The 22,279-nt window shown below is 64.9% G+C and carries 17 protein-coding genes; 6 read left to right on the top strand and 11 right to left on the bottom strand.

What is annotated here, in order from left to right; genetic code table 11:
- The 6 genes from BLV45_RS06800 to rpsB form a co-directional block, all read right to left on the bottom strand.
- On the bottom strand, positions 1–822 hold the full coding sequence (locus tag BLV45_RS06800; protein WP_090530679.1) for a phosphatidate cytidylyltransferase: 822 nt from the start codon (positions 820–822) through the stop codon (positions 1–3).
- Positions 816–1,598: a polyprenyl diphosphate synthase gene (gene uppS / locus BLV45_RS06795; RefSeq protein ID WP_090530675.1), complete on the bottom strand. Its 783-nt coding sequence runs from the start codon at positions 1,596–1,598 to the stop codon at positions 816–818. The genes BLV45_RS06800 and uppS overlap by 7 nt, the downstream gene beginning before the upstream one ends.
- A gap of 64 nt (positions 1,599–1,662) precedes the next feature.
- Positions 1,663–2,223 (bottom strand): ribosome recycling factor, encoded by a 561-nt coding sequence (gene frr / locus BLV45_RS06790; protein WP_090530672.1) that lies wholly within the window; start codon positions 2,221–2,223, stop codon positions 1,663–1,665.
- Positions 2,224–2,320: 97 nt separating this feature from the next.
- Entirely contained in the window at positions 2,321–3,034 is a 714-nt protein-coding gene (gene pyrH, locus BLV45_RS06785) for a UMP kinase (RefSeq protein WP_090530669.1), read from the bottom strand.
- A gap of 222 nt (positions 3,035–3,256) precedes the next feature.
- On the bottom strand, positions 3,257–4,138 hold the full coding sequence (gene tsf, locus BLV45_RS06780; protein WP_090530666.1) for a translation elongation factor Ts: 882 nt from the start codon (positions 4,136–4,138) through the stop codon (positions 3,257–3,259).
- Between the two features lie 192 nt (positions 4,139–4,330).
- Positions 4,331–5,083 carry a 30S ribosomal protein S2 gene (rpsB, locus tag BLV45_RS06775; protein ID WP_090530663.1) on the bottom strand — a complete coding sequence of 251 codons (753 nt, stop codon included), beginning with the start codon at positions 5,081–5,083 and terminating at the stop codon, positions 4,331–4,333.
- 416 nt (positions 5,084–5,499) lie between these two features.
- Between rpsB and map the strand changes: the two genes are divergently transcribed.
- From map to BLV45_RS28135, 4 genes are all read left to right on the top strand, one after another.
- Positions 5,500–6,309 carry a type I methionyl aminopeptidase gene (gene map, locus BLV45_RS06770; protein ID WP_090530660.1) on the top strand — a complete coding sequence of 270 codons (810 nt, stop codon included), beginning with the start codon at positions 5,500–5,502 and terminating at the stop codon, positions 6,307–6,309.
- Between the two features lie 31 nt (positions 6,310–6,340).
- Complete coding sequence (locus tag BLV45_RS06765) at positions 6,341–8,917, top strand: [protein-PII] uridylyltransferase (protein ID WP_090530657.1); 2,577 nt, start codon at positions 6,341–6,343, stop codon at positions 8,915–8,917.
- A gap of 355 nt (positions 8,918–9,272) precedes the next feature.
- Positions 9,273–9,914, top strand: a complete 642-nt coding sequence (locus tag BLV45_RS28140) for a hypothetical protein (protein ID WP_322788602.1) — start codon at positions 9,273–9,275, stop codon at positions 9,912–9,914.
- Positions 9,911–10,810 carry a pseudouridine synthase gene (locus BLV45_RS28135; protein ID WP_322788601.1) on the top strand — a complete coding sequence of 300 codons (900 nt, stop codon included), beginning with the start codon at positions 9,911–9,913 and terminating at the stop codon, positions 10,808–10,810. Before BLV45_RS28140 ends, BLV45_RS28135 begins: the two co-directional genes overlap by 4 nt.
- A 133-nt stretch (positions 10,811–10,943) precedes the next feature.
- Here the strand turns inward: BLV45_RS28135 and def are convergent, their stop codons facing one another.
- Positions 10,944–11,477 (bottom strand): peptide deformylase, encoded by a 534-nt coding sequence (gene def, locus BLV45_RS06755; RefSeq protein WP_090530651.1) that lies wholly within the window; start codon positions 11,475–11,477, stop codon positions 10,944–10,946.
- Positions 11,474–13,525, bottom strand: coding sequence for an NAD-dependent DNA ligase LigA (ligA, locus tag BLV45_RS06750; RefSeq protein ID WP_090530648.1), 2,052 nt, complete (start codon positions 13,523–13,525; stop codon positions 11,474–11,476). The genes def and ligA overlap by 4 nt, the downstream gene beginning before the upstream one ends.
- Before the next feature lie 234 nt (positions 13,526–13,759).
- Between ligA and BLV45_RS06745 the strand changes: the two genes are divergently transcribed.
- Positions 13,760–14,602 carry a hypothetical protein gene (locus BLV45_RS06745; RefSeq protein WP_245753128.1) on the top strand — a complete coding sequence of 281 codons (843 nt, stop codon included), beginning with the start codon at positions 13,760–13,762 and terminating at the stop codon, positions 14,600–14,602.
- A gap of 91 nt (positions 14,603–14,693) precedes the next feature.
- Here the strand turns inward: BLV45_RS06745 and BLV45_RS06740 are convergent, their stop codons facing one another.
- From BLV45_RS06740 to BLV45_RS06730, 3 genes are all read right to left on the bottom strand, one after another.
- Complete coding sequence (locus BLV45_RS06740) at positions 14,694–15,950, bottom strand: cell division protein ZipA C-terminal FtsZ-binding domain-containing protein (RefSeq protein WP_090530643.1); 1,257 nt, start codon at positions 15,948–15,950, stop codon at positions 14,694–14,696.
- 117 nt (positions 15,951–16,067) lie between these two features.
- A complete protein-coding gene (gene smc, locus BLV45_RS06735) occupies positions 16,068–19,589 on the bottom strand; it encodes a chromosome segregation protein SMC (RefSeq protein ID WP_090531240.1) in 3,522 nt (1,173 codons plus the stop codon).
- 148 nt (positions 19,590–19,737) lie between these two features.
- The gene (locus BLV45_RS06730; protein WP_090530640.1) at positions 19,738–20,703 is read right to left on the bottom strand and encodes a DMT family transporter; all 966 of its coding nucleotides are present in this window, start codon (positions 20,701–20,703) and stop codon (positions 19,738–19,740) included.
- A 323-nt stretch (positions 20,704–21,026) separates the two neighbouring features.
- Between BLV45_RS06730 and dapC the strand changes: the two genes are divergently transcribed.
- Positions 21,027–22,244 carry a succinyldiaminopimelate transaminase gene (gene dapC, locus BLV45_RS06725; RefSeq protein WP_090530636.1) on the top strand — a complete coding sequence of 406 codons (1,218 nt, stop codon included), beginning with the start codon at positions 21,027–21,029 and terminating at the stop codon, positions 22,242–22,244.
- The last annotated feature ends 35 nt before the right edge of the window (positions 22,245–22,279 follow it).

Raw genomic sequence — 22,279 nt, 5'->3', positions numbered from 1 at the left:
CTAGCCGAGCAGCAGCATCGCAAGCGGCAGCACCGGCAATAATGCGTCGATGCGGTCGAGGACGCCGCCGTGTCCCGGCAGCAGGCCACTGGAATCCTTCACGCCAGCCTGGCGCTTCAGCATCGACTCGAACAGGTCGCCGACGACGCTGAATATCACCAGCACGGTCAGCGTAATGAGCGCCCGCAGGGCGCCGTGGCGCTCCAGCAGCGCCGAATACAGGGTCGGCTCGAACGCATGGACGGCGACGGCCGCGATGGCCACGACCAGCACGGCAACCCAGCCGCCCAGCGCGCCTTCCCAGGTCTTTCCCGGGCTGATGGCAGGTGCGAGTTTATGCCTGCCGAATGCCTTACCGGAGAAGTATGCGCCGATATCGGCCAGCCACACCACTAGCAGCAGGGAAAGCACGAACGGCACGCCGGCCATGCGGGCCGCGACCAGCGCATGCCAGCAGGCGACGAATACCAGCAGGCCCGCGACCAGCAGGAAACCGCGCCAGGCGCCCTGCGCGAGCGCCGGCTTGCGCAGCAGGACGAACGGCCCGACGAGCACCCAGAAAACCGAAGCCGCCTGAAACAGCGGCCGGGGCTGCTCGACACCCGTGCCGAGCTTCGTGCTCGCGACGAGCGCCACGGCGGCCACCAGCGCATAAACGACCGGACTGGCGCCGCCCAGCTTCAGGAGGCGCGCCCATTCCCAGGCGGCGAAGACGACGACGAACGCGATCAGCGCGCCAAACGCGCCCACCGGAGCAAGGAAGGTGACCGGCAGAAAGACAGCCAGCAGGACGATCGCCGTGATGACACGGGTTTTTAGCATGGAAGCGAATCGACGTTCTGCGATTGCGGTTCGAGCTGCGCGCTCGTGCGGCCGAAGCGGCGTTCGCGCTCCGTATAGGATTCGATGGCGTGACCGAGCGCGTCGGCATCGAAATCCGGCCAGAAAGTATCGGTGAAATAGAACTCGGTGTACGCGAGCTGCCACAGCAGGAAGTTGCTGATGCGCTGCTCGCCGCCGGTACGGATGAAGAGATCCGGTTCCGGCGCGTAGGCCATCGCCAGATGTTCGGCGAACGCTTCTTCGGTCACGTCAACAGCGCGACCCGCCGCGACCGACTGTTCGACGAGCTTGCGGGTGGCCTGCATGATGTCCCAACGCCCGCCGTAATTGGCGGCGATGGTCAGCGTCAGGCGGGTATTGCGGGCGGTTTTCGTCTCCGCGCGACGGATCAGGTCCTGAATGCGCGTATCGAACATCGTGAGGTCGCCGACCACGCGCAGACGGATGCCATTCGCGTGCAGTTTGCCGATTTCACGCTCCAGCGCGGTCACGAAGAGGCGCATCAGGAACGACACTTCGTCGTTCGGACGACGCCAGTTTTCGGAGCTGAACGCGAACAGCGTCAGATATTCGACGCCGCGGCGGGCACACGCCTCGACGGTGGCCCGCACCGCGTCGACGCCGCGGGTGTGGCCCGCCACGCGCGGCAGCCGGCGCTGCGTCGCCCAACGGCCATTGCCGTCCATGATGATCGCGATATGTCGCGGCACCGTCGCGACATCAGGCACGCGAACGGTAGAGCTGGTATAGGTCATGGCCGTCGGGACAAAGACTGCAAAAAATGAAGTAAGACCGTGAGGAGACTGGAGCCGGACGGCTTCAGACCGTCATGATCTCGGCTTCCTTGGTCGTCACGAGCTTGTCGATTTCCGCGACGAACCGGTCCGTCAGCTTCTGGACGTCGTCACCGGCACGACGCTCGTCGTCTTCGGAGATTTCCTTGTCTTTCACGAGCTTCTTCAACTGCTCGTTCGCGTCACGGCGCAGGTTGCGCACCGCGATCTTGGCTGTTTCCGCCTCGCTCTTGACGACCTTCGTCAGCTCGCGACGGCGTTCCTCGGTCAGCGCGGGCATCGGGACGCGGATCACGTCGCCCTGCGTGGCCGGGTTCAGGCCCAGGTCCGATTCGCGGATCGCCTTCTCGACGACCTGCACCATCTTCTTTTCCCACGGCTGCACGCCGATCGTACGCGCGTCGATCAGCGTCAGGTTCGCGACCTGCGAGATCGGCACCGGCGAGCCGTAATAATCGACCTGGATGTGGTCCAGCAGCCCCGTATGGGCGCGGCCCGTACGGACTTTCGACAGATCGTTCCTGAACGCTTCGATCGTACGCTGCATTTTCTGGTCAGCGCCCTTCTTGATGTCAGCCACAGACATGATTAAACCTCCGAACCTTTAAATCAGTGCAGGCCGGCCGGCACGCATGAGCGGCGACCAGGGCCCGCGTTCAAGCCCACTTTACGTGGAAGGGAGTTTACACGTGGACAAGTGTGCCTTCGTCCTCGCCTTGTACGATGCGCTTGAGCGCGCCCGGCTTGACGATCGAAAACACACGGATCGGCAGCTTCTGGTCGCGGCACAGCGCGAACGCAGTCGCGTCCATGACCTGCAGATTGCGGCCGATCGCCTCGTCGAAACTGATCGTGGTATAGCGGGTCGCGCTCGCATCCTTTTTCGGATCGGCCGAATAGACGCCGTCGACTTTCGTCGCCTTCAGCACGACTTCCGCGCCGATTTCCGAGCCGCGCAGCGCAGCGGCTGTGTCCGTCGTGAAGAACGGGTTGCCTGTGCCGGCCGCGAAAATCACGACCTTGCCCTCTTCCAGCTGCCGAATGGCGCGCGGGCGGATGTACGGTTCGACGACCTGGTCCATGCGCAGCGCGGACTGCACGCGCGCCTCGATACCGGCGTGACGCATTGCGTCCTGCAGCGCCAGCGCGTTCATCATCGTGGCGAGCATCCCCATGTAATCGGCCGTCGCACGGTCCATACCGGCCGCGCCGCCCGCGACGCCCCGGAAAATATTGCCGCCACCAATCACAACCGCCAGCTGCGTACCGAGTTGCACGACCTCGGCCACGTCCGCCACCATTCTTTCGATCGTCAGGCGGTTGATGCCGAACGCATCGTCGCCCATGAGAGCTTCGCCGGAGAGTTTGAGGAGGACGCGTTTATAGGCAGTGGGCATAGAGATATCCGGATCGCGCTGAAGAGGACGACAACAACATGGAACTGTAGGGGTGAAATGCTGATTCGGGCAAGCGCCGCCAGAATATCGGGCCCGAAGGCCCGGCCCGGGCGGCTGCCGTGCGGGGATCAACCCGCGAAACAGCCCGCGTCTGACCGCGTGGCGCTGCCGGCCGCGGCAGGGTCTTGCCCCGCCGCGGGTCAAACGTTACTGCGATACGGCTTATTGCTGCTTTGCAGCAGCGACCTGCGCGGCCACTTCGGCAGCGAAGTCGTCCTGCTTCTTCTCGATGCCTTCGCCGACGACGAACAGCGCGAACTTCTGCACGCTCGTGTTCGCGGCCTTCAGCATCTGTTCGATCGTCTGCTTGTCGTTCTTGACGAACGGCTGGTTCAGAAGCGAGACCTCCTTCAGATACTTCTGGACGCTGCCATCGACCATCTTCGCGACGATTTCAGCCGGCTTGCCCGATTCGGCGGCCTTCTGTTCGGCGATGCTGCGTTCCTTGGCGATCAGGTCGGCCGGCACTTCGTCCGACGACAGCGAGACCGGCTTCATCGCGGCGATGTGCATCGCGACGTCCTTGCCGACCTGCTCCTCGGCGCCCGTGTACTCGACCAGCACGCCGATGCGCGTGCCGTGCAGGTATGCGGCCAGCTTGTTAGCCGTTTCGAAGCGCACGAAACGGCGGATCGACAGGTTTTCACCGATCTTGCCGACCAGCGCGAGGCGCACCGCGTCGACCGTCGAGCCTTCCAGCGGCAGCGCCGACAGGGCGGCGACGTCAGCCGGGTTTTGCGTCGCGACCAGCTGGGCAACGGTGTTCGAGAAAGCGAGGAAGTCGTCGTTCTTCGAAACGAAGTCGGTTTCGCAGTTCAGTTCGACGATCGCGCCTGCGCCGCCGCCGATGAACGAAGCGATCACGCCTTCAGCCGTCACGCGCGATGCTGCCTTGCTGGCCTTGTTGCCGAGCTTCACGCGCAGCAGTTCTTCAGCACGGGCCATGTCGCCATCGGCTTCCGTCAGCGCCTTCTTGCATTCCATCATCGGCGCATCGGTCTTCGCGCGCAGTTCTGCAACCATGCTTGCGGTAATTGCCGCCATCATTCGCTCCTTGAGTCTGTCTTTCACACGCCGCCCGCATTTCGATGCCGGCGGCAAGAATTCGTTTCCGCTGCGGCGCGAAAAATTTGCCGCGCCGCGTGCCGGGCCCTCTGCCCGACCTGCATTCCCTGTCGCGGCTTAAAAAAAGGGGGCCTGTAGAAAGCCCCCTTTTTTGCCGGACACGGGGCAGTTTTACGCTTCCCCGTTGACCTCGACGAACTCGTCGCCTTCGCCACCGCGAGCGGCCTGCACCACTTCGTTGACCGCGTTCGCACGGCCTTCGAGGATCGCGTCAGCCACGCCTGCCGTGTACAGGACGACAGCCTTGCTGGCGTCGTCGTTACCCGGAATCACGTAGTCGATGCCTTCCGGCGAGTGGTTCGTGTCGACCACGGCGATGACCGGCACGCCAAGCTTGTTCGCTTCGGTGACAGCAATCTTGTGGTAGCCGACGTCGACGACGAAAATCGCGTCCGGAATGCCGCCCATGTCCTTCACGCCGCCAATCGACTTTTGCAGCTTCTGGATTTCGCGTTCGAACAGGAGCGCTTCTTTCTTGCTCATGCGCTCGGTTTCGCCCGCTTCAACGGCTGCTTCCATGTCCTTCAGGCGCTTGATCGACACCTTCAGCGTCTTGAAGTTGGTCAGCATGCCGCCGAGCCAGCGGGCGTTGACGTAAGGCATGCCAGCGCGCTTTGCCTCTTCCGCGATCGTGTCGCGCGATTGACGCTTCGTGCCGACAAACAGGATCGTGCCGCGATTCGCCGCCAGCTGACGCACGTACTTCAGTGCGTCGTTGTACATCGGCAGCGTCTTTTCGAGGTTGATGATGTGAATCTTGTTGCGATGGCCGAAAATGAAGGGGGCCATCTTCGGGTTCCAGAAGCGCGTCTGGTGACCAAAGTGGACACCGGCTTCCAGCATTTGACGCATGGTAACTGCCATGAAAATCTCCGCGAGGGTTAGGGTCTTAAGCCGGCCGCCGTATCCGCCGCGCCGCGCCCGCCTCTGCGGGAACCTGACGCCGCGAACACCCTGGGTGCGCCGGCTTGCGAGTCTGCTGCCTTTACTTCTCTCCTGCTTCTCTTCCACATCCATCGTCCGGGCCCAGTAGCAACACGGAAAACCCTGAACGACTTAGCCAAAGATTATAGCACGTGACTATCGGTCGACTCAACCCGCGCGGTTGCCCCTGAAACGCGCGAGCGGTTGCACCTTCCAGCGCCGGAGACCCCGCTGCCACACCAGCCGACACCCCCCGCCAGAACCTGGCCGGACGGCCGGAGCGCCGTCGCAAAAGGCTGCGGCAGGCCCCATATGGTGCGATAATCCCGCAATAAATTGCATTTCAGGCCCGACTCATGGCTATTACGCTCAAAAACGAAGACGATATCGCGCAGATGCGCATCGCCGGCAAGCTCGCAAGCGAGGTGCTCGACTACATCACGCCGTACGTCAAGGCAGGCGTGACAACGGGTGAGCTCGACCGCCTGTGCCACGAATACATGCTGAACACACAGGGCACGATTCCGGCGCCGCTCAACTATCAGCCGCCCGGCTATCCGCCCTACCCGAAAGCCACCTGCATTTCCGTCAACGACGTGATCTGTCACGGCATCCCGGGCGAAAAAACGCTCAAGAACGGCGACGCGCTCAATATCGACATCACCGTCATCAAGAACGGCTATTTCGGCGACACCAGCCGGATGTTCATCGTCGGCGAGGGGTCGATTCTCGCGAAGCGCCTCGTGCAGACCACGTTCGAATGCATGTGGCTCGGCATCGAGCAGGTTCGGCCCGGCGCGCATCTCGGCGATATCGGCCATGCGATCCAGCGGCACGCCGAGGCGCAGGGCTATAGCGTCGTGCGGGAATATTGCGGCCACGGCATCGGCCAGGTTTTCCACGACGACCCGCAGATCCTGCATTACGGACGCCCCGGCACCGGCATCGAACTGCAAAAAGGCATGATTTTCACGATCGAGCCGATGATCAACGCCGGTCGGCGCGACATCCGCACGATGCCTGACCAGTGGACCGTGAAAACGAAAGACCGCAGCCTGTCGGCACAATGGGAGCACACGATCCTCGTCACGGAAACCGGCTATGAGGTGCTGACGGTCTCCGCCGGCACGCCTGCCCGCCCCGCTCTCGCCGCCGCCACCGCCTGAGCGGTCCTTCGATCTCCTGCTCCGGTCGCCCATGAGTGTTCCCGCTGTCGTGCTAACCCATGCTTCGTCGCTACGGGCGGACTACAAGGTGGCCAAAGCTTTGTTACTGGAGCGTTTCCGGTCAGCGGCCAACGTCGATTCGCTGATGCGCGCGCTCGCGCGCCTCACCGACAGCGCGCTGGTCGGCGCCTGGAATGCCTGCGAGCTGCCCGGGTCGCTGGCGCTTGTCGCCGTGGGTGGCTTCGGTCGCGGCGAGCTGGCGCCTCATTCGGATATCGACATTCTCGTCCTCCTGCCGGACGAACCCATTGCGCATCTGGAAGCCCGCATCGAGCGCTTCATCGGACTCGCGTGGGACCTGGGCCTCGAACTCGGCAGCAGCGTGCGTACGGTTTCGCAATGCCTCGACGAAGCGGCCAACGACATCACGGTCCGCACCGCGCTGCTCGAAGCACGCCGGATTACGGGCAGCGCGGCGCTCTTCGAAGACTTCTCGCAGCGCTACCGCGCCGCCCTCGATCCGCTCGCGTTTTTCCAGGCGAAGGTGCTGGAGATGCGTCAGCGTCACGCCCGGTACCAGGACACGCCGTACGCACTCGAGCCGAACATCAAGGAAAGCCCCGGTGGCCTGCGCGACCTGCAACTGATCCTGTGGGTCACGCAGGCGGCGCAATTTGGCAGCAGCTGGCGCGAGCTGGATGCGCGCGGCCTGATCACCGGGCGCGAAGCACGCGAGCTGCGTCGTAACGAAGGTTTCCTGAAAACACTGCGGGCCCGTTTGCACATCATTGCCGGGCGTCGCCAGGACATCCTGGTGTTCGACCTGCAGAATCCGGTCGCGGAGAGCTTCGGTTACAAGGCGACAGCGACGAAGCGCGCCAGCGAGCAGTTGATGCGCCGCTACTACTGGGCGGCCAAGGCCGTCACGCAGCTTGCGACGATTCTGATCCAGAACATCGAGGCGCAGCTTTTTCCGAAAACAAGCAACGTCACCCGGGTTTTGTCCGATCGTTTCGTCGAGAAACAGGGCATGCTGGAAATTGCGACTGACGACGTCTTCGAGCGTGAGCCGAACGCGATCCTCGAGGCTTTTCTGTTGTACGAGAAAACGCCTGGCGTGAAGGGCCTGTCCGCCCGCACGCTGCGCGCGCTCTACAACGCGCGCGAGATGATGGACCAGCACTGGCGGCGGGATCCCGAAAACCGGCGGCTCTTCCTCGATATCCTGAAGCAGCCGGAAGGCGTGACGCATGCATTGCGCCTGATGAACCAGACCAGTGTGCTGGGGCGCTATCTGCTGAACTTCCGGCGCATCGTCGGACAGATGCAGCACGACCTGTATCACGTCTACACGGTCGACCAGCATATCCTGATGGTGCTGCGCAACCTGCGCCGTTTCTCCGTCGCCGAACACGCGCACGAGTATCCGTTCTGCAGCCAGCTGATCGCTAACTTCGAGCGGCCCTACGTGCTTTACGTGGCCGCGCTGTTCCACGATATCGCGAAGGGGCGCGGCGGCGACCATTCGACGCTCGGCATGGCCGACGCACGCCGCTTCTGCCGCGAGCACGGCATCGAGGGTGACGACGGCAAGCTGGTCGTGTGGCTGGTCCAGCAGCATCTGACCATGAGCCAGGTCGCGCAGAAACAGGACACGAGCGACCCGGAAGTAATCAAGGCGTTCGCCGGGCTCGTCGGTTCCGAACGGTGGCTGACCGCGCTTTACCTGCTGACCGTTTCCGACATTCGTGGCACGAGCCCCAAAGTATGGAACGCCTGGAAAGGCAAGTTGCTCGAGGACCTGTACCGGGCCACGCTGGCCGTGCTCGGTGGAGCGCGTCCCGATGCGAATTCCGAGCTGAAATCGCGGCAGGAGCAGGCGCTTGCGCTGCTGCGTCTCGAAACCGTTCCGGAAAACGCCCAGCGGGCGCTGTGGGACAAGCTCGATGTGGGCTATTTCCTGCGTCACGACGCGGCTGATATCGCGTGGCAGACGCGCGTGCTGTACCGGCACGTCGAAACGCCCACGCCCATCGTCCGGGCCCGGCCTTCGCCGATCGGTGAAGCGCTTCAGGTGCTCGTGTACGTGAAGGATCGCCCGGACCTGTTCGCAGCGATCTGTGCGTATTTCGACCGCAATGCGCTGTCGGTGCTGGATTCGCGGGTCAGCACGACGCGCCACGGATACGCACTCGACAACTTCCTCGTCGCGCACACCGAGGAAGACGTGCATTATCGGGACATAGCCAATCTGGTGGAGCAGCAACTGTGCGCCCGTCTGTCGGGCGAGGGTCCGTTGCTGCCAGAACCGTCGAAGGGACGCCTTTCGCGTCTGTCGCGGACTTTCCCTGTTACGCCGCGTGTCGATCTTCGGGCCGACGAGCGCGGCCAGTACTACATCCTGTCCGTGTCGGCGAACGACCGGCCAGGCCTTCTTTATTCGATCGCGCGCGTGCTGGCGGAACATCGGGTTGGCGTCCATGCGGCGCGGATCAATACCCTTGGCGAACGTGTCGAGGACGTGTTCCTGCTGGACGGCCACGGCCTCTCGGACAACCGCCTGCAAATTCAGGTCGAGACCGAACTGCTGCGCGCGATCGCAGTGTGAGATTTCATGCGAGTCAAACTGACAGCCAGGCACCCGCGGCCGGCAAGTGCCGACCGGGCTCCCGTTCGTTCGGGAAGCACCGCGGCGCGTAGTAAACCCAGGCCGGCCGGACCCAGGCCGACGTCGATGCCGGGCAACAAACGCAATAGCGACGACGCGGGGGCAGGCGCGCGCCGCGACGGCGCGTCTTCCGGGGGCGCGGCAAAGCGCTCTTTTGCCGGCGCGGGCCCTGCCGGCGGCAAACGCGGGCCGGGCACCGGCGGGCGTCCGTCGACGGGACCGCGGCCAGCACGGCCGGAAGGCGCGTCGACGCGCGAACGGTCGGGCGGCGGTGAGCGGAATGAGCGCCGCGTTAGTGGCGACCGGCCGCCGCGTCGCGATGGTCCGGGTAGCGTGGCGCCGCGTCGGGCTGAAGGTGACCGTCCGGCTCGTTCGTTCGAAGGCAACCGCGATCGTAGCGACCGTCCGCCGCGTCGCGCGGAAGGTGAGCGTGCGCCGAGGCGTTTCGAAGGCGAACGCGATCGCAGCGATCGTCCGCCACGTCGTGCGGAAGGTGAACGTACTGGCGGCGAGCGCGCACCGCGACGTCTCGACAGTGAACGCGAACCGCGTCGCGCCGAAGGTGAACGCGACAGAACCGATCGACCACCACGCCGTGCGAAAGGCGAACGCACCGGCGGCGAACGCGCACCGCGTCGTTTCGACGGCGAGCGCGCACCTCGTGCGCCGCGCGAAGAAGGCGCACGCCGGCCGTACGGTGCAGCGGCACGCCCCGCGGACACAGGCGCCCGTGGCGACCGCCCACCGCGACGGGAGCGTGACGATACACGCGAACGCACCAACACCGCCCGTCCCCGCTTCGGGGCCGACCGGAGTGCGCCCGGCGCGCGACGTGACGCCGAACGTCCTGCCCGTACCGGCAGCACCGGGCGTCCTGCATTCACGAAGGATCGCAGCGCGGGCGAACGCGGCGAGCGGACGTTTGCGAAACCTGTGAAGAGCACCCATGCGGACCAAACCGGGCGCCCCGCGCGTAAGGAACAACCCGCGCGGCGCCCGGCAACCGGCGAGGCCAAACCTGCACGTACAGCCGAAGCTCGCGAGCCCACGTCCGACCATCACCACAACGATCAACCTGGCTCGCTGCGGCTGTCGAAACGGATGTCGGAACTCGGCCTGTGTTCGCGGCGCGAAGCGGACGAATGGATCGAAAAGGGCTGGGTGATCGTGGATGGCGTGCGGATCGACACGCTCGGCACGAAGGTGCGTCCGGAGCAACAGATCGAAATCGACCCGGCGGCCCGGGCCGAGCAGGCCAAACAGGTCACGATCCTGCTGCACAAGCCAGTTGGCTTTGTGTCCGGCCAGGCCGAGGACGGCTATCTGCCGGCCGTCACGCTCATCACGCCCGAGAATCACTGGGAAGGCGACCGCTCGGGAATCCGCTTCTCGGGTATGCAACTGCGTGCGCTGGCACCGGCGGGGCGTCTCGACATCGATTCCACCGGCCTGCTGGTCCTGACGCAGGATGGTCGCGTCGCGCGGCAACTGATCGGCGAAAACTCGGATATCGACAAGGAATACCTGGTCCGCGTGACTTACGGCGACGAGACAACCGACATCGACCAGCGTTTCCCGCCGGAGAGCCTCGCGAAATTGCGACACGGCCTGTCACTTGACGACGTGCCGCTCAAACCCGCCATGGTGAGCTGGCAGAACGGCGAGCAACTGCGCTTTGTGTTGCGCGAAGGCAAGAAACGCCAGATCCGTCGCATGTGCGAACTGGTCGGACTGAACGTCGTCGGACTGAAGCGCGTTCGAATGGGCCGCGTTCAGCTCGGCGCGTTGCCCCAGGGACAATGGCGTTATCTGGACGTCGAAGAATCGTTCTGAGGTACGAGCGCCACAAAAAGACGTAACGGTGTCAGCCTGGACCGGAACGCAAAAACGCCCGCATCCGCGGGCGTTTCCATTGCGGCGCACGAACGGTCGCGCATGACACGGCGAACGGCTAACGCTTAACGGCTCAATCGTCGCTGCCCGGATCGAGCCCAGGAAACAGCACTTCGGTGAAGCCGAACTTCGAGAAGTCGTTGATCCGCATCGGATAGAGCTTGCCGATCAGGTGATCACACTCATGTTGAACCACGCGGGCATGAAACCCTTCCGCCACACGATCAATCGGTTTGCCAAACTGGTCGAAACCCTGATACCGGATCATCGAAAACCGGCTCACGGCACCGCGCAATCCCGGCACTGACAGACAACCTTCCCAGCCCTCCTCCATATCCTGCGACACCGGCGCGATGGTCGGGTTGATGAGCACCGTCTCCGGCACGGAGGGTGCATCCGGATAACGTTCGTTATGCCCGAATCCGAAGATCACGACCTGCAGGTCGACGCCGATCTGCGGCGCGGCCAGCCCCGCGCCGTTCGCGTCGTGCATCGTGTCGAACATATCCTTCACGAGATCATGCAGATCGGGCGTATCGAAACGATCGACCGATGCGGCGATGCGTAGAAGACGCGGATCGCCCATCTTCAGGATTTCACGAATCATGTCGGGTGCCCCTCCAGAAGCTTGCGCATACCTTCTTCGTCGAGTACGGGAATGCCGAGTTCCTCGGCCTTCGCGAGCTTGCTGCCCGCTTCCGCGCCAGCGACCACGTAGTCAGTTTTTTTCGACACTGAACCGGCCACTTTAGCGCCGGCCGCTTCCAGCATTTCCTTCGCGTCGTCACGCGCCAGCGTCGGCAGCGTGCCTGTGAGTACGACGGTCTTGCCCGCCAGCACACCCTGCGGCGCTTTCGGCGCGGGTGGCCCTTCCGGCCACGTCACGCGGCCCGGGGCCCGTAACTGCTCGATCACCGTGCGATTGTGCTCTTCAGCGAAGAACTGATGAAGCGCTTCGGCGACAACCGGCCCGACGTCGTTGACTTCAAGCAGTTCGTCGACCGACGCGTTCATGATCGGATCAAGCGAGCCAAAATGCTTTGCCAGATCCTTTGCAGTCGATTCGCCGACGTGCCGGATACCCAGCGCATAGATGAAGCGGGCGAGCGTGGTGTGCCTGGCTTTTTCCAGCGAATCCAGCAGGTTTTGTGCGGACTTGTCCGCGAAACGGTCTAGCGCGGCAAGCGTCGAGAATCCGAGGTTGAACAGATCGGCAGGCGTGCGAACCAGATTCTGTTCGACCAGCTGATCGATGATCTTTTCCCCCAGGCCGTCGATATCGAGCGCACGGCGTTGCGCGAAGTGCCACAGCGCCTGCTTGCGCTGCGCGGGACAAAAAAGCCCACCGCTACACCGTGCGATCACTTCGTCCGGCAGACGCTCGATCGCGGAGCCGCAGACCGGACACTGCGTCGGCATCACGAACTCGCGCGCGTCGGCGGGACGCCGGTCGAGCAACGCGCTCACCACTTCGGGAATGACGTCGCCCGCGCGGCGCACGATGACCGTATCGCCGATCCGGATGTCCTTGCGACGCACTTCGTCTTCGTTATGCAGCGTCGCATTCGTCACGGTCGCGCCGCCGACGAACACGGGCTCCAGCCGGGCGACCGGCGTGATCGCGCCCGTGCGCCCGACCTGAACATCGATCGCGAGAAGCTTCGTAAGCGCTTCCTGCGCCGGGAACTTGTGCGCAAGCGCGAAGCGCGGCGCGCGCGACACGAAACCGAGCCGGTCCTGCTCGTCGCGATTGTTGACCTTGTACACGACGCCATCGATGTCGTACGGCAGGGCATCCCGCTTTTCGCCGACAGTATGGAAGAATGCCAGCAGCCCGTCCACGCCCTTCACCACGGCCCGCTCCGGGTTCACCGGCAGACCCAGTTCGCCATACCAGTCGAGCAGCGCGCTGTGCGTTACCGGCATCTCCGCACCCTCGAGCACGCCGATGCCATATGCGAAGAACGACAGCGGACGTTGCGCGGTGATTTTCGGATCGAGCTGGCGCAGGCTGCCGGCCGCGGCGTTGCGCGGATTCGCGAACTCGCGCTGTTCCGCTTCGCGCTGCCGTGAGTTCAGGCGTTCGAAGTCGCGGCGAAACATCAGCACTTCGCCGCGAACGTCCAGCACCCCGGGTACGCGCTTGCCCTTTAGCGTGAGTGGAATCGAGCGGACCGTCCGGATGTTTTCGGTCACGTCCTCGCCCGTTTCGCCGTCGCCGCGCGTGGACGCCTGCACGAAGCGGCCGTCGACATAGCGCAGCGAAATGGCGAGCCCATCGAACTTGAGTTCGCACGCGTAGTCGACCGGTGCCACGCCCAGCGTATCGGACACACGTTTGTCGAACGCGGCAATGTCTTCGTCAGCGAAACCGTTGTTCAGCGAGAGCATCGGCATCGAATGCACGACCGGCTCAAAGCCACGTGCGACCTCGCCACCGACACGCTGTGTCGGCGAATCGGGCGTGACCAGGTCCGGATGTTCGGACTCGACCTGCTGCAACGCCTTGAAAAGCCGGTCGTATTCGGCGTCCGGCAGGTCCGGCTGGTCGAGCACGTAGTACGCATGGTTCGCGCGTTCAAGTTCGGCGCGCAGCCATGCGGCCCGCTCGGCCGGCGACGTGACTGCAGGATCAGGGACGGAAGTTCGGGCCATGCTATGGACGGGTTCTCAGAAGAATCTCAGACGCCAGATTATCGCAGGAAGAGCCGGTCGTGGCATCGTCCGAACGGCCAGCTTTGTGCATCTGCAGCAGTCACCCCCTCTTCTTCCTGGCCGGCTGGCTAACGTGCATCGCAGCACGTTGACAGGGGCACGACCGGATGCGAACCTGGCGGCTGCAGCAATATCTCGCGCCACACGTCTGGCGCATCGGTTGCAGGAGAATTCATGCCATTTTTTCACTTGCGCGCCAGCCACGTGCCGTACATGGCGAGGCTGTTGCGGATGCTCTGTGCGATGCTCGTGGCGGTACATACGTTACCGGCCCTTGCTCGCGAGCAGGTCGTGAGCGTACCCCTTCCGGGCGGACAATCGATCGTCTATCTGCTCACCCAGAAAGAGGACAGCAAACCCGCGTGGGTACTCGTCATGATACCTGGCGGCGACGGCAGGCTGAACCTCAGACAGAAGGCAGACGGCGAGATCACAATGCGCGAGAAGAACAACTTTCTGGTTCGCGCACGTGGCTTGATCGTCGATGACCGCTTCGCGACGGCAATCGTGGACTCGCCCTCCGATCTGCCCGACGGCTATACCGACCGTTTCCGCGCATCGTCACGTCACACGCAGGACATCGCGCAGATCGCCGCCGACCTGAAGCGTCGCTTTCCCGCTGCGAACCTCGTCCTCGTCGGCACGAGCCGGGGTACGATTTCGACGGCATTCGCCGGGCGAGACCTTGCCAGCACATGGCAAGCGGTCGTCCATACATCGACGCTCAGCAGCCCTTCGCGCGGTCAGGCGCTGCCGCTCGCCGGTTTCGACTACAACGCGATCCATGCACGCCAGCTATTCGTGCATCACGTCGACGACGCGTGCTTTCTCTGCTCGTTCGACGCGGCAAAACGCATTGCCAGCGGCCACGACTTCATCGCCGTGAGCGGCGGCAACGCGAGCGGCAACCCCTGCAAGGCGATGGCGCATCACGGCTTTAATGACCAGGACGCATCCGTCGTCGCAGCAATCAAGGCGTGGATCGAAGGCGCGAAATGGCCGAAGGAGGTGAACTGAAACGGATCGACTGTCGGGCCGCTGCCGCGCAACCCGTCGAGGGTGTTGCGCGGCAGGGTGATGAAACGCGGGCGAGGCGGAAGTGACAGGCTTACTGGCTGAAGAGACGGCGCGTCGCCGGCGAACCCGCCGGGATGCCGGCCTGTTCGAGGCGCGCATACAGCGTCATCAACTGCTTCTCGATGGCGAGGAGCGCGCTTTCCGGCAACGGCCGGCGTTGATCGTCGACGACCCGCGCACCAATGCGCTCGGACAACGACTTCGCGTAATCGCACATCAGACGGAACGGCAGGATGTCCTCGTCGGCCACCGGCACGTCGAGCACCAGCGTGATCATCTGGCCGCCCTTGTACGTGAGGTCGTCGCGCAGGAAATTCGTGTCACCGAACTGGAGCATGAACACCGGACTCTGCTTCGAATCGAGCTTGACGAAACGCGTGCCGTCGCGCGAGAGCAGCAGACCGTCCTGCGAAGCCACGGCCTGCACGTAGTTCGCGGACCACGGTGCGCCGTCGGACATCACGTTGATCGACAGCTGGGCGTCGCATTGCGCGGCGAAACCGTCGAGTTCACGCGCCATCGCGACCGTTTCGAGCATGTCGGGGAATTCGGGAGAGGCGTCGATCGCGTCCGCGAACTGCTGCACGCCCGTCACGAACTCGGAAAACTCCAGTTCGTTCAACGGGCCGCTGCGATTCGCGAGTTGCGCCGCCGCGCGCAGTTCTTCGTAACGTGTACCGTTCTGCAGCAACTCCCACGCGCCGCCGCCTTCAGGCTTACCTTCGATGTGAACCGGCTTGCTGCCCGCGCGCCGCAGGCGCTGGGCCAGCGGAATGACCTTGTCGCCGGCAACGGGGCCGGCCGGCCGGATCGGCACGATGCAGTCGATGCGACGATCCACGATAGCCGGCGGCGCCGAGGAAATCGTCGTGGCCGCAGGCAGAATCGGCTCGACCGGTTCCTGGTCAACCGCGCCGCCCCGGGTCGCGGAAGCACGGGTTTCATCCTGCTCGGGAAAACCGTTCGGTGTCGTCGTTTCGGCCTGGATGTCGACAGGCGTGTCGAGTGGCGCGACGCCCGCTCCGCCGAAACTCGGCTCGACGCGCGATGCCGAAGCGGCATCCGCCGGATCACCGAGCGAGGGCTCGCGGCGTGTGGCCGGCCGCGCGGGTTCGATGAACGGGCTCTGTTCTTCTTCGTGGTCGCGTACGGACGTCTCGGCGGTTTCAGTGGGCATGGGGCGCGGCATACGGCGGCGCACCTTCGCGCCCTGCCACGCGTTGTAGACCACCACTCCCCCGACCACCACGGCGCCGGCGCCGATCAAACCGAGTGTCAACTCGTCCATGCATGCTCCATCAGCAATTCTTTTGTCTGCGATGCAGCCAGCCGCGCCTGCCTCGCGCGGCCAGGCGCCGCTGCGTGGCATGCAGGCGCGCGCCGTCTGCTCGATTCATTCTTCGGGTCAAGCGATATTCTGTGCGAAGCCCGCGGCCGTTTCCATATCGACCGCGACGATCCGCGACACGCCCTGCTCCTGCATGGTCACGCCAATCAGTTGCTGCGCCATTTCCATCGCAATCTTGTTGTGCGAGATAAAGAGGAACTGCGTCTTGGTGGACATCGCGCGCACGAGGTTCGCGAAACGTTCGGTGTTCGCATCGTCGAGCGGCGCATCCACTTCGTCCAGCAGACAGAACGGAGCCGGGTTCAGCTGGAACATCGCGAACACGAGCGCCGTCGCCGTCAGTGCCTTTTCACCGCCCGAGAGCAGATGGATGGTCGAATTCTTCTTGCCCGGCGGTTGCGCCATCACCTGCACGCCGGCGTCGAGAATTTCGTCGCCGGTCATGATGAGCTTTGCCTGACCGCCGCCGAAAAGACGCGGGAACAGTTCGCCGAAATGCCGGTTGACCTCGTCGAACGTGCCCTGCAGCAACGTGCGGGTTTCCTGGTCGATCTTGCGGATCGCGTCTTCGAGCGTTTCGATGGCGTTGTTCAGGTCCGCCGACTGCGCGTCGAGGAACGTCTTGCGCTCGCTGGCGGCCTTCAGTTCGTCGAGCGCCGCCATGTTCACCGGCCCAAGCGCCGCGATGGCGTTGTTCAGGCGCGTGACTTCGCCCTGCAGATACGACGGCTTCATGTCCGGCGTGAGCTTTGCCTGCAACTCGGCCTCGTCCACGCCCGCGGCGGCGAGCTGTTCGACGAACTGTTCGCCGTTCAGGCGCGCCGCCTGTTCCTTCAACTGCAGTTCGGTGATGCGGTCGCGCAGCGGTTGCAGCGCGCGTTCGGCGGTGAGACGGGTTTCGTCGGCCGCACGCAGCTTCGCGGTCAGGTCGTCGAGTTCGAGACGGGCGGCGTGCAGCAGCTCTTCTTTCGCCGCGCGCAATTCAAGCGCGTCCTGCAGGCCGGTGTGCGCGGTCTGCTCGTTGATCGTTTCGAGTTCGGCACGCGCGTCTTCCAGCGAAGCGGCGACGCGTTCGCTCTGTTCGTGCGCCACCTGGATGCTGCGCTTGAGTTCGTCGATCCGGTTCGCCATGTTGCGCGCGGCGAAGCGCGCGTCGGTGGCGGCGCGGTCGAGATCGCGCGACTGCGCACGTGCCGCGGTCAGTTCTTCATCGAGCGCCTCGAACGCGAGCTGGTTATCTTCGAATCGTGCCTGCAGTTCGGCGAGCTGCGCGTCGTGACGTTCGAAATTCGCTTCCGATTCGCCACGCAACGCGCGCTGTTCCTCGATCTGCGCGGTGATCTCTTCCAGTTCCTCGCGGATCTGCGTGCTGCGCTGCGTGTAGCGCTCGTGCGCCTGCGTGAGCTTGAGCACGTCCATCTGCAGCGCATGCACGCGCTGTGTCGCGCGCTCGGCCTGCGAGCGCACGTCCGAGAGCGTCTGCGATGCCTGCGTGTGCGCGGCTTCGGCGCGGATCGCGGCAGCCTTCGCCTCGTCGGCGAGAAGCGCCTGGGCGCGCACCTGGCGCGTCAGGTTCTCGATTTCCTGCTGACGGGCCAGCATGCCGGCCTGTTCGGAATCGGCCGCGTACAGCTGCACGCCGACACGCGTCACGACGTGCCCGGCCTTCACGACAAACGCACCGCCAGCCGGCAGTTGCGAACGCATGGCGAGCGCCTGCGCGAGATCGTCGGCGACGAACGCCTGGCCGAGCCAGTCGGTGAGGACCGCGCGCAACCCGGCGTCGTCGATGCGCACGAGCGAGAGCAGCGGGCGCAGCGTCGACGGCGGCGTGTCGCCCGGCTGTCCGGCGGCCGGCGGTGCGTAGAACGCGAGCTTCGCGGGCGGCGCGTCCGTGGCGAATGCCTTGACCCAGTCGAGATTCGAGACTTCGAGTGCGGCAAGGCGTTCGCGCAGCACCGATTCGAGCGCGGTTTCCCAGCCTGCCTCGACGTGCAGCTTCTTCCACAGACGCGGCAGCGCGCCCAGTTCGTGCCTGTCGAGCCACGGCTGGATCTTGCCTTCGGTCTGTACGTTTTCCTGCAACTGCTTGAGCGCGGCAAGCCGTGCTTCGAGCTGGTGGATCTGCGCGCTCTCCGCCTGCACGCGTTCCTGCGCGACGCGACGTTCGCCATCCAGACGCGGCAGCGTTTCCTGCGCATCGGCGTGACGCGCCTGGGCTTCGCTCAGGATTTCCTCGTGCTCGGCGAGCTGCATGCGCTGCTCTTCGAGCTGCGCTTCGTCCGGCGCGTCGAGACCGCCCGATTCCTGCTTCAGCCGCTCGTGACGCTGCTGCAACTGCTGCAACTGCTGGTCGGCGTTGCGTTGATGCGCCGCTTCGAGCTTGAGCGCCTGTTCGGTCTGCGCGATGCCGCCGCGCTCTTCGTTCAGCTGCGTCTGCGCATCGCGCCAGCGGGCTTCGAGCGCCGGCATGGCGTCGTGTTTCGCAGCCGCTTCGTCTTCGACCATGGCGGCCTTTTCTTCCGCGACGGCCAGTTGTTCTTCCGCGTCCTCGAGGTCGCCCTGCGCCTTTTGCGCCTGCGACTGCCACTGCTCACGCTGCGCGGTCAGCGCGGCGATCTGCGCCTGCACGCGGTTGCGCGACTCGACGATGAAGCGGATTTCCGCTTCGAGGCGGCTCACCTCGGCGTTCGCTTCGTAGAGCGCGCCCTGGGCGCCCTGCATCGCGTCGCTCGCCGAATAGTGCGCGACCCGCAGCGTTTCCAGCTGTGCCTCGACTTCACGCAGCTTCGCGGTGTGCGCTTCCAGATCGATCTGGGCCTGTTCGATCGCGCGCTGCTGGCGTTCCTGCTCGCCGCCAGCCTCGTTCTTGCGCAACAGCCACAGCAGACGCTGCTTCTCTTCGCCGTCGGCCTGCAGTTCCTTGAACTTCGTCGCGACCACCGCCTGCGCCTCGAGCTTTTCGAGGTTCGCGCCGAGTTCGCGCACGATGTCCTCGACGCGCGTCAGGTTCTCGCGCGTGTCGTGCAGACGGCTCTCCGTCTCGCGGCGGCGCTCCTTGTACTTCGACACGCCCGCGGCTTCCTCGAGGAACACGCGCAGCTCTTCCGGCTTCGCCTCGATGATCCGCGCGATCATGCCCTGCCCGATGATCGCATACGCGCGCGGACCGAGGCCGGTACCGAGGAAGATGTCCTGGATATCGCGCCGGCGGGCCGGCAGGTTGTTGATGTAGTAGCTCGACGTGCCGTCGCGCGTCAGCACGCGCTTGACGGCGATCTCGGCATACTGGCCCCACTGGCCGGCCGCACGGCCGTCGGCATTGTCGAAGATCAGTTCGACGCTCGCGCGGCTGCCCGGCTTGCGCGCCGTCGAGCCGTTGAAGATGACGTCCTGCATCGATTCGCCGCGCAGCTCGGAAGCGCGCGATTCGCCGAGCACCCAGCGCACGGCATCGATGATGTTGGATTTGCCGCAACCATTCGGACCCACCACGCCGACGAGCTGGCCTGGAACCTGGAAATGCGTGGGGTCGACGAAAGACTTGAAGCCAGCGAGTTTGATCGAGGTCAGACGCACGGCGATATCGCTGATTGAAAAGGGAAAATTGAATCGGACCGCGCTGCTCCCGGGCACCATCGGCAAACTTCGCCGGAAGGCGCGCGGCACCACCGCGGTACTCGGGCCGGCGGCACGCGGTCAAGCGCGCCCCGACAGGCAGGGGCAATCATACCATCGCGCGTTCCCGATCCTTACGGTCAGGATCGGTGTGCGTGCCGACGGGCGGTCTGGCCTTCGTGCGATGCACCCAGCTCGACAACGCGGACGCCAGCACGATGCACGCGCCGCCCGCCCATTCGCGCGGCCCGGGCGTCTCGCCGGCGAAGAGCCATGCGGACAGCGCCGTGATCACGATCTCGAACAGCATGATGATCGACGCACGGTTGGCCGGCACGCGCGAGAGCCCGTATTGCACGAGCATGTTGTTGGTGCCGAGCACGAACCCGAGGCCCGCCACGAGCAACGCAGCGGTCGCAAGATGCGAGCCTGCCGGCGGCGCCGGCATTGCCTCGAAAAACGACGCGAACGAACTGAAGATCGCCGCGCCGCCGAAGATCGTCGCCGTGCGCATTTCGGGCTTCATGTCGGGCAGCACGCGGCTTGCCTTCAGAATCAGCACGTTGCTCATCGCGAAGCCCATGCCGCCCGCCAGCCCCGCCCATTCGGCCAGGTTGCCCGGCACCGGAATGCCGAGCTGCGGCGACCACAGCATCATCATCGCGCCCGCGAGCGACAGCGCGGCAAGCGCCGCGCCCGACCACGTCAGCCGCTCGTGCAGGATGAAGTGCGCGAAGAGCGCGGTCCACGCAGGCGTGAGGTAGAAGAGCAGCAGCACGCGCATCACTTCGCCGTGAATGGAACCCCACACGAAGCCGAGGTTTGTCACGCCGGCGGCCAGTGCCAGCGCCGGCAGCAGCCAGTGCCACTGGACAGTCGCGATCGCGCGACGACGCAGCAGCAACACGAAGAGACACCCGGCGCCGCTCGTCAGCGCGCTCGCCGCCGTGCCGGTCACGCCCAGCGCGGCGAGCATGCGCAGCGGATACCAGATCAGGCCCCAGACCGACGCGCCCAGCATGATCGCGAGCGTCGGCCAGCCGGTCGACCAGCTATTGCGCAGCCCGTTATTCATCGCGCGGCACCTTCCATTGCGCCACCCGCGGCCCTGAAACGGCCGGCTGCGTTGCGTCGCACCGCCGTTCGCCCTGCCGCCACGGGTTTCGCCCTTCGTCTTTGTCTGTGTCTGTGTCTGTTACTGCCTGCATCCCGCCTCCTGTCTGGCGTGTCCAACGGGGCGCGCGCCTTCCGCTGGTCGCCGCGCGTGCCGGGCCCCAAGGCCCTTCTGCACGCTATAATCCAATGCTCGCCGCCGGTCGTCCGATCCCGTATTCAGGGTGTCGCCGCGCGCCGCCTTCATCTGTGTTTGTCCGTCTTCGACCAGGCTCGATCCGCCCAGTGAACCCGCTACTCGACTCCCTCCAGCCCTATCCATTCGAAAAGCTGCGCGCGCTTTTCCAGGACATCACGCCGCCCGCCGGTCTCGCGCACATCAGCTTTGGCATCGGCGAGCCGAAACATCCGACGCCCGCGCTGATCCGCGACGCCGTCGTCGCATCGCTCGGCGGCCTCGCTTCGTATCCGGCGACGCTCGGCGCGCCGGCGCTGCGCGAGTCGATCGCCCGCTGGGTCACCCGGCGCTACAACCTGCCCGCGCTCGACCCGCTGACGCAGGTGCTGCCCGTCGCGGGCTCGCGCGAGGCACTTTTCGCGCTCGCGCAGACGGTGATCGATCCGTCGAAAAAGACCGGTGGCGAGCCTGCGATCGTACTCTGTCCCAACCCGTTCTATCAAATCTACGAAGGCGCGGCGTTGCTGGCCGGCGCCCAGCCGTACTTCGCCAACAGCGACCCGGCGCGCAACTTTGCCTGCGACTACGCGGCCATTCCCGAAGCGGTCTGGGCGCGCACGCAACTGTTGTACGTGTGCTCGCCGGGCAATCCGACGGGCGCCGTGCTCACGCTCGACGACTGGCGCGAACTGTTCGCGCTGTCGGACCAGTATGGTTTCGTGATCGCGTCCGACGAATGCTATTCCGAGATCTATTTCGACGAAGCGAAGCCGCCGCTCGGCGGCCTCGAAGCGGCGCACCGGCTCGGTCGCGGCTTCGAGCGGCTCGTCATGCTCTCGAGCCTGTCCAAGCGTTCGAACGTGCCCGGCATGCGCTCGGGTTTCGTCGCGGGCGACGCGGCCATCCTGAAGCAGTTCCTGCTGTACCGCACGTACCACGGCGCCGCGCTCTCGACCGTCTACCAGAGCGCCAGCATCGCCGCGTGGAACGACGAGGCGCACGTGCGCGAGAACCGCGCGAAGTACGTGCAGAAGTTCTCCACCGTGACGCCGATGCTCGCCGACGTGCTCGATGTACGCCTGCCGGACGCCGCGTTCTACCTGTGGGCCGACGTGTCGCGCACTGGCCTTTCGGATACCGGTTTCGCCCAGCGCCTGTACGCCGACTATAATGTGACGGTTCTGCCCGGATCGTTCCTCGCCCGCACCGCGCAAGGCACGAACCCCGGCCGCGATTTCGTGCGCCTCGCGCTCGTCGCCGGTGTCGACGAATGCACAGAAGGCACGCAGCGGATCGTCGACTTTTGCCGTGTACTGGCGCGCTGACGCGCCGTGAACCGCTTCCAGCCGGCTACCGCCCT

The organism is Paraburkholderia sartisoli, assembly GCF_900107685.1.
Lineage (GTDB): Bacteria > Pseudomonadota > Gammaproteobacteria > Burkholderiales > Burkholderiaceae > Paraburkholderia > Paraburkholderia sartisoli.
Note: the sequence above shows the minus strand (reverse complement) of the source record. Positions and strands in the feature narration are given on the sequence as shown.

Coding starts and splice junctions, on each gene's coding strand:
- tsf (WP_090530666.1), bottom strand. CDS start 4,138: ATGGCGGCAATTACCGCAAGCATGGTTGCAGAACTGCGCGCGAAGACC.
- uppS (WP_090530675.1), bottom strand. CDS start 1,598: ATGACCTATACCAGCTCTACCGTTCGCGTGCCTGATGTCGCGACGGTG.
- BLV45_RS06740 (WP_090530643.1), bottom strand. CDS start 15,950: ATGGACGAGTTGACACTCGGTTTGATCGGCGCCGGCGCCGTGGTGGTC.
- BLV45_RS06800 (WP_090530679.1), bottom strand. CDS start 822: ATGCTAAAAACCCGTGTCATCACGGCGATCGTCCTGCTGGCTGTCTTT.
- BLV45_RS06730 (WP_090530640.1), bottom strand. CDS start 20,703: ATGAATAACGGGCTGCGCAATAGCTGGTCGACCGGCTGGCCGACGCTC.
- BLV45_RS06765 (WP_090530657.1), top strand. CDS start 6,341: ATGAGTGTTCCCGCTGTCGTGCTAACCCATGCTTCGTCGCTACGGGCG.
- def (WP_090530651.1), bottom strand. CDS start 11,477: ATGATTCGTGAAATCCTGAAGATGGGCGATCCGCGTCTTCTACGCATC.
- frr (WP_090530672.1), bottom strand. CDS start 2,223: ATGTCTGTGGCTGACATCAAGAAGGGCGCTGACCAGAAAATGCAGCGT.
- rpsB (WP_090530663.1), bottom strand. CDS start 5,083: ATGGCAGTTACCATGCGTCAAATGCTGGAAGCCGGTGTCCACTTTGGT.
- ligA (WP_090530648.1), bottom strand. CDS start 13,525: ATGGCCCGAACTTCCGTCCCTGATCCTGCAGTCACGTCGCCGGCCGAG.
- pyrH (WP_090530669.1), bottom strand. CDS start 3,034: ATGCCCACTGCCTATAAACGCGTCCTCCTCAAACTCTCCGGCGAAGCT.
- BLV45_RS06745 (WP_245753128.1), top strand. CDS start 13,760: ATGCCATTTTTTCACTTGCGCGCCAGCCACGTGCCGTACATGGCGAGG.
- map (WP_090530660.1), top strand. CDS start 5,500: ATGGCTATTACGCTCAAAAACGAAGACGATATCGCGCAGATGCGCATC.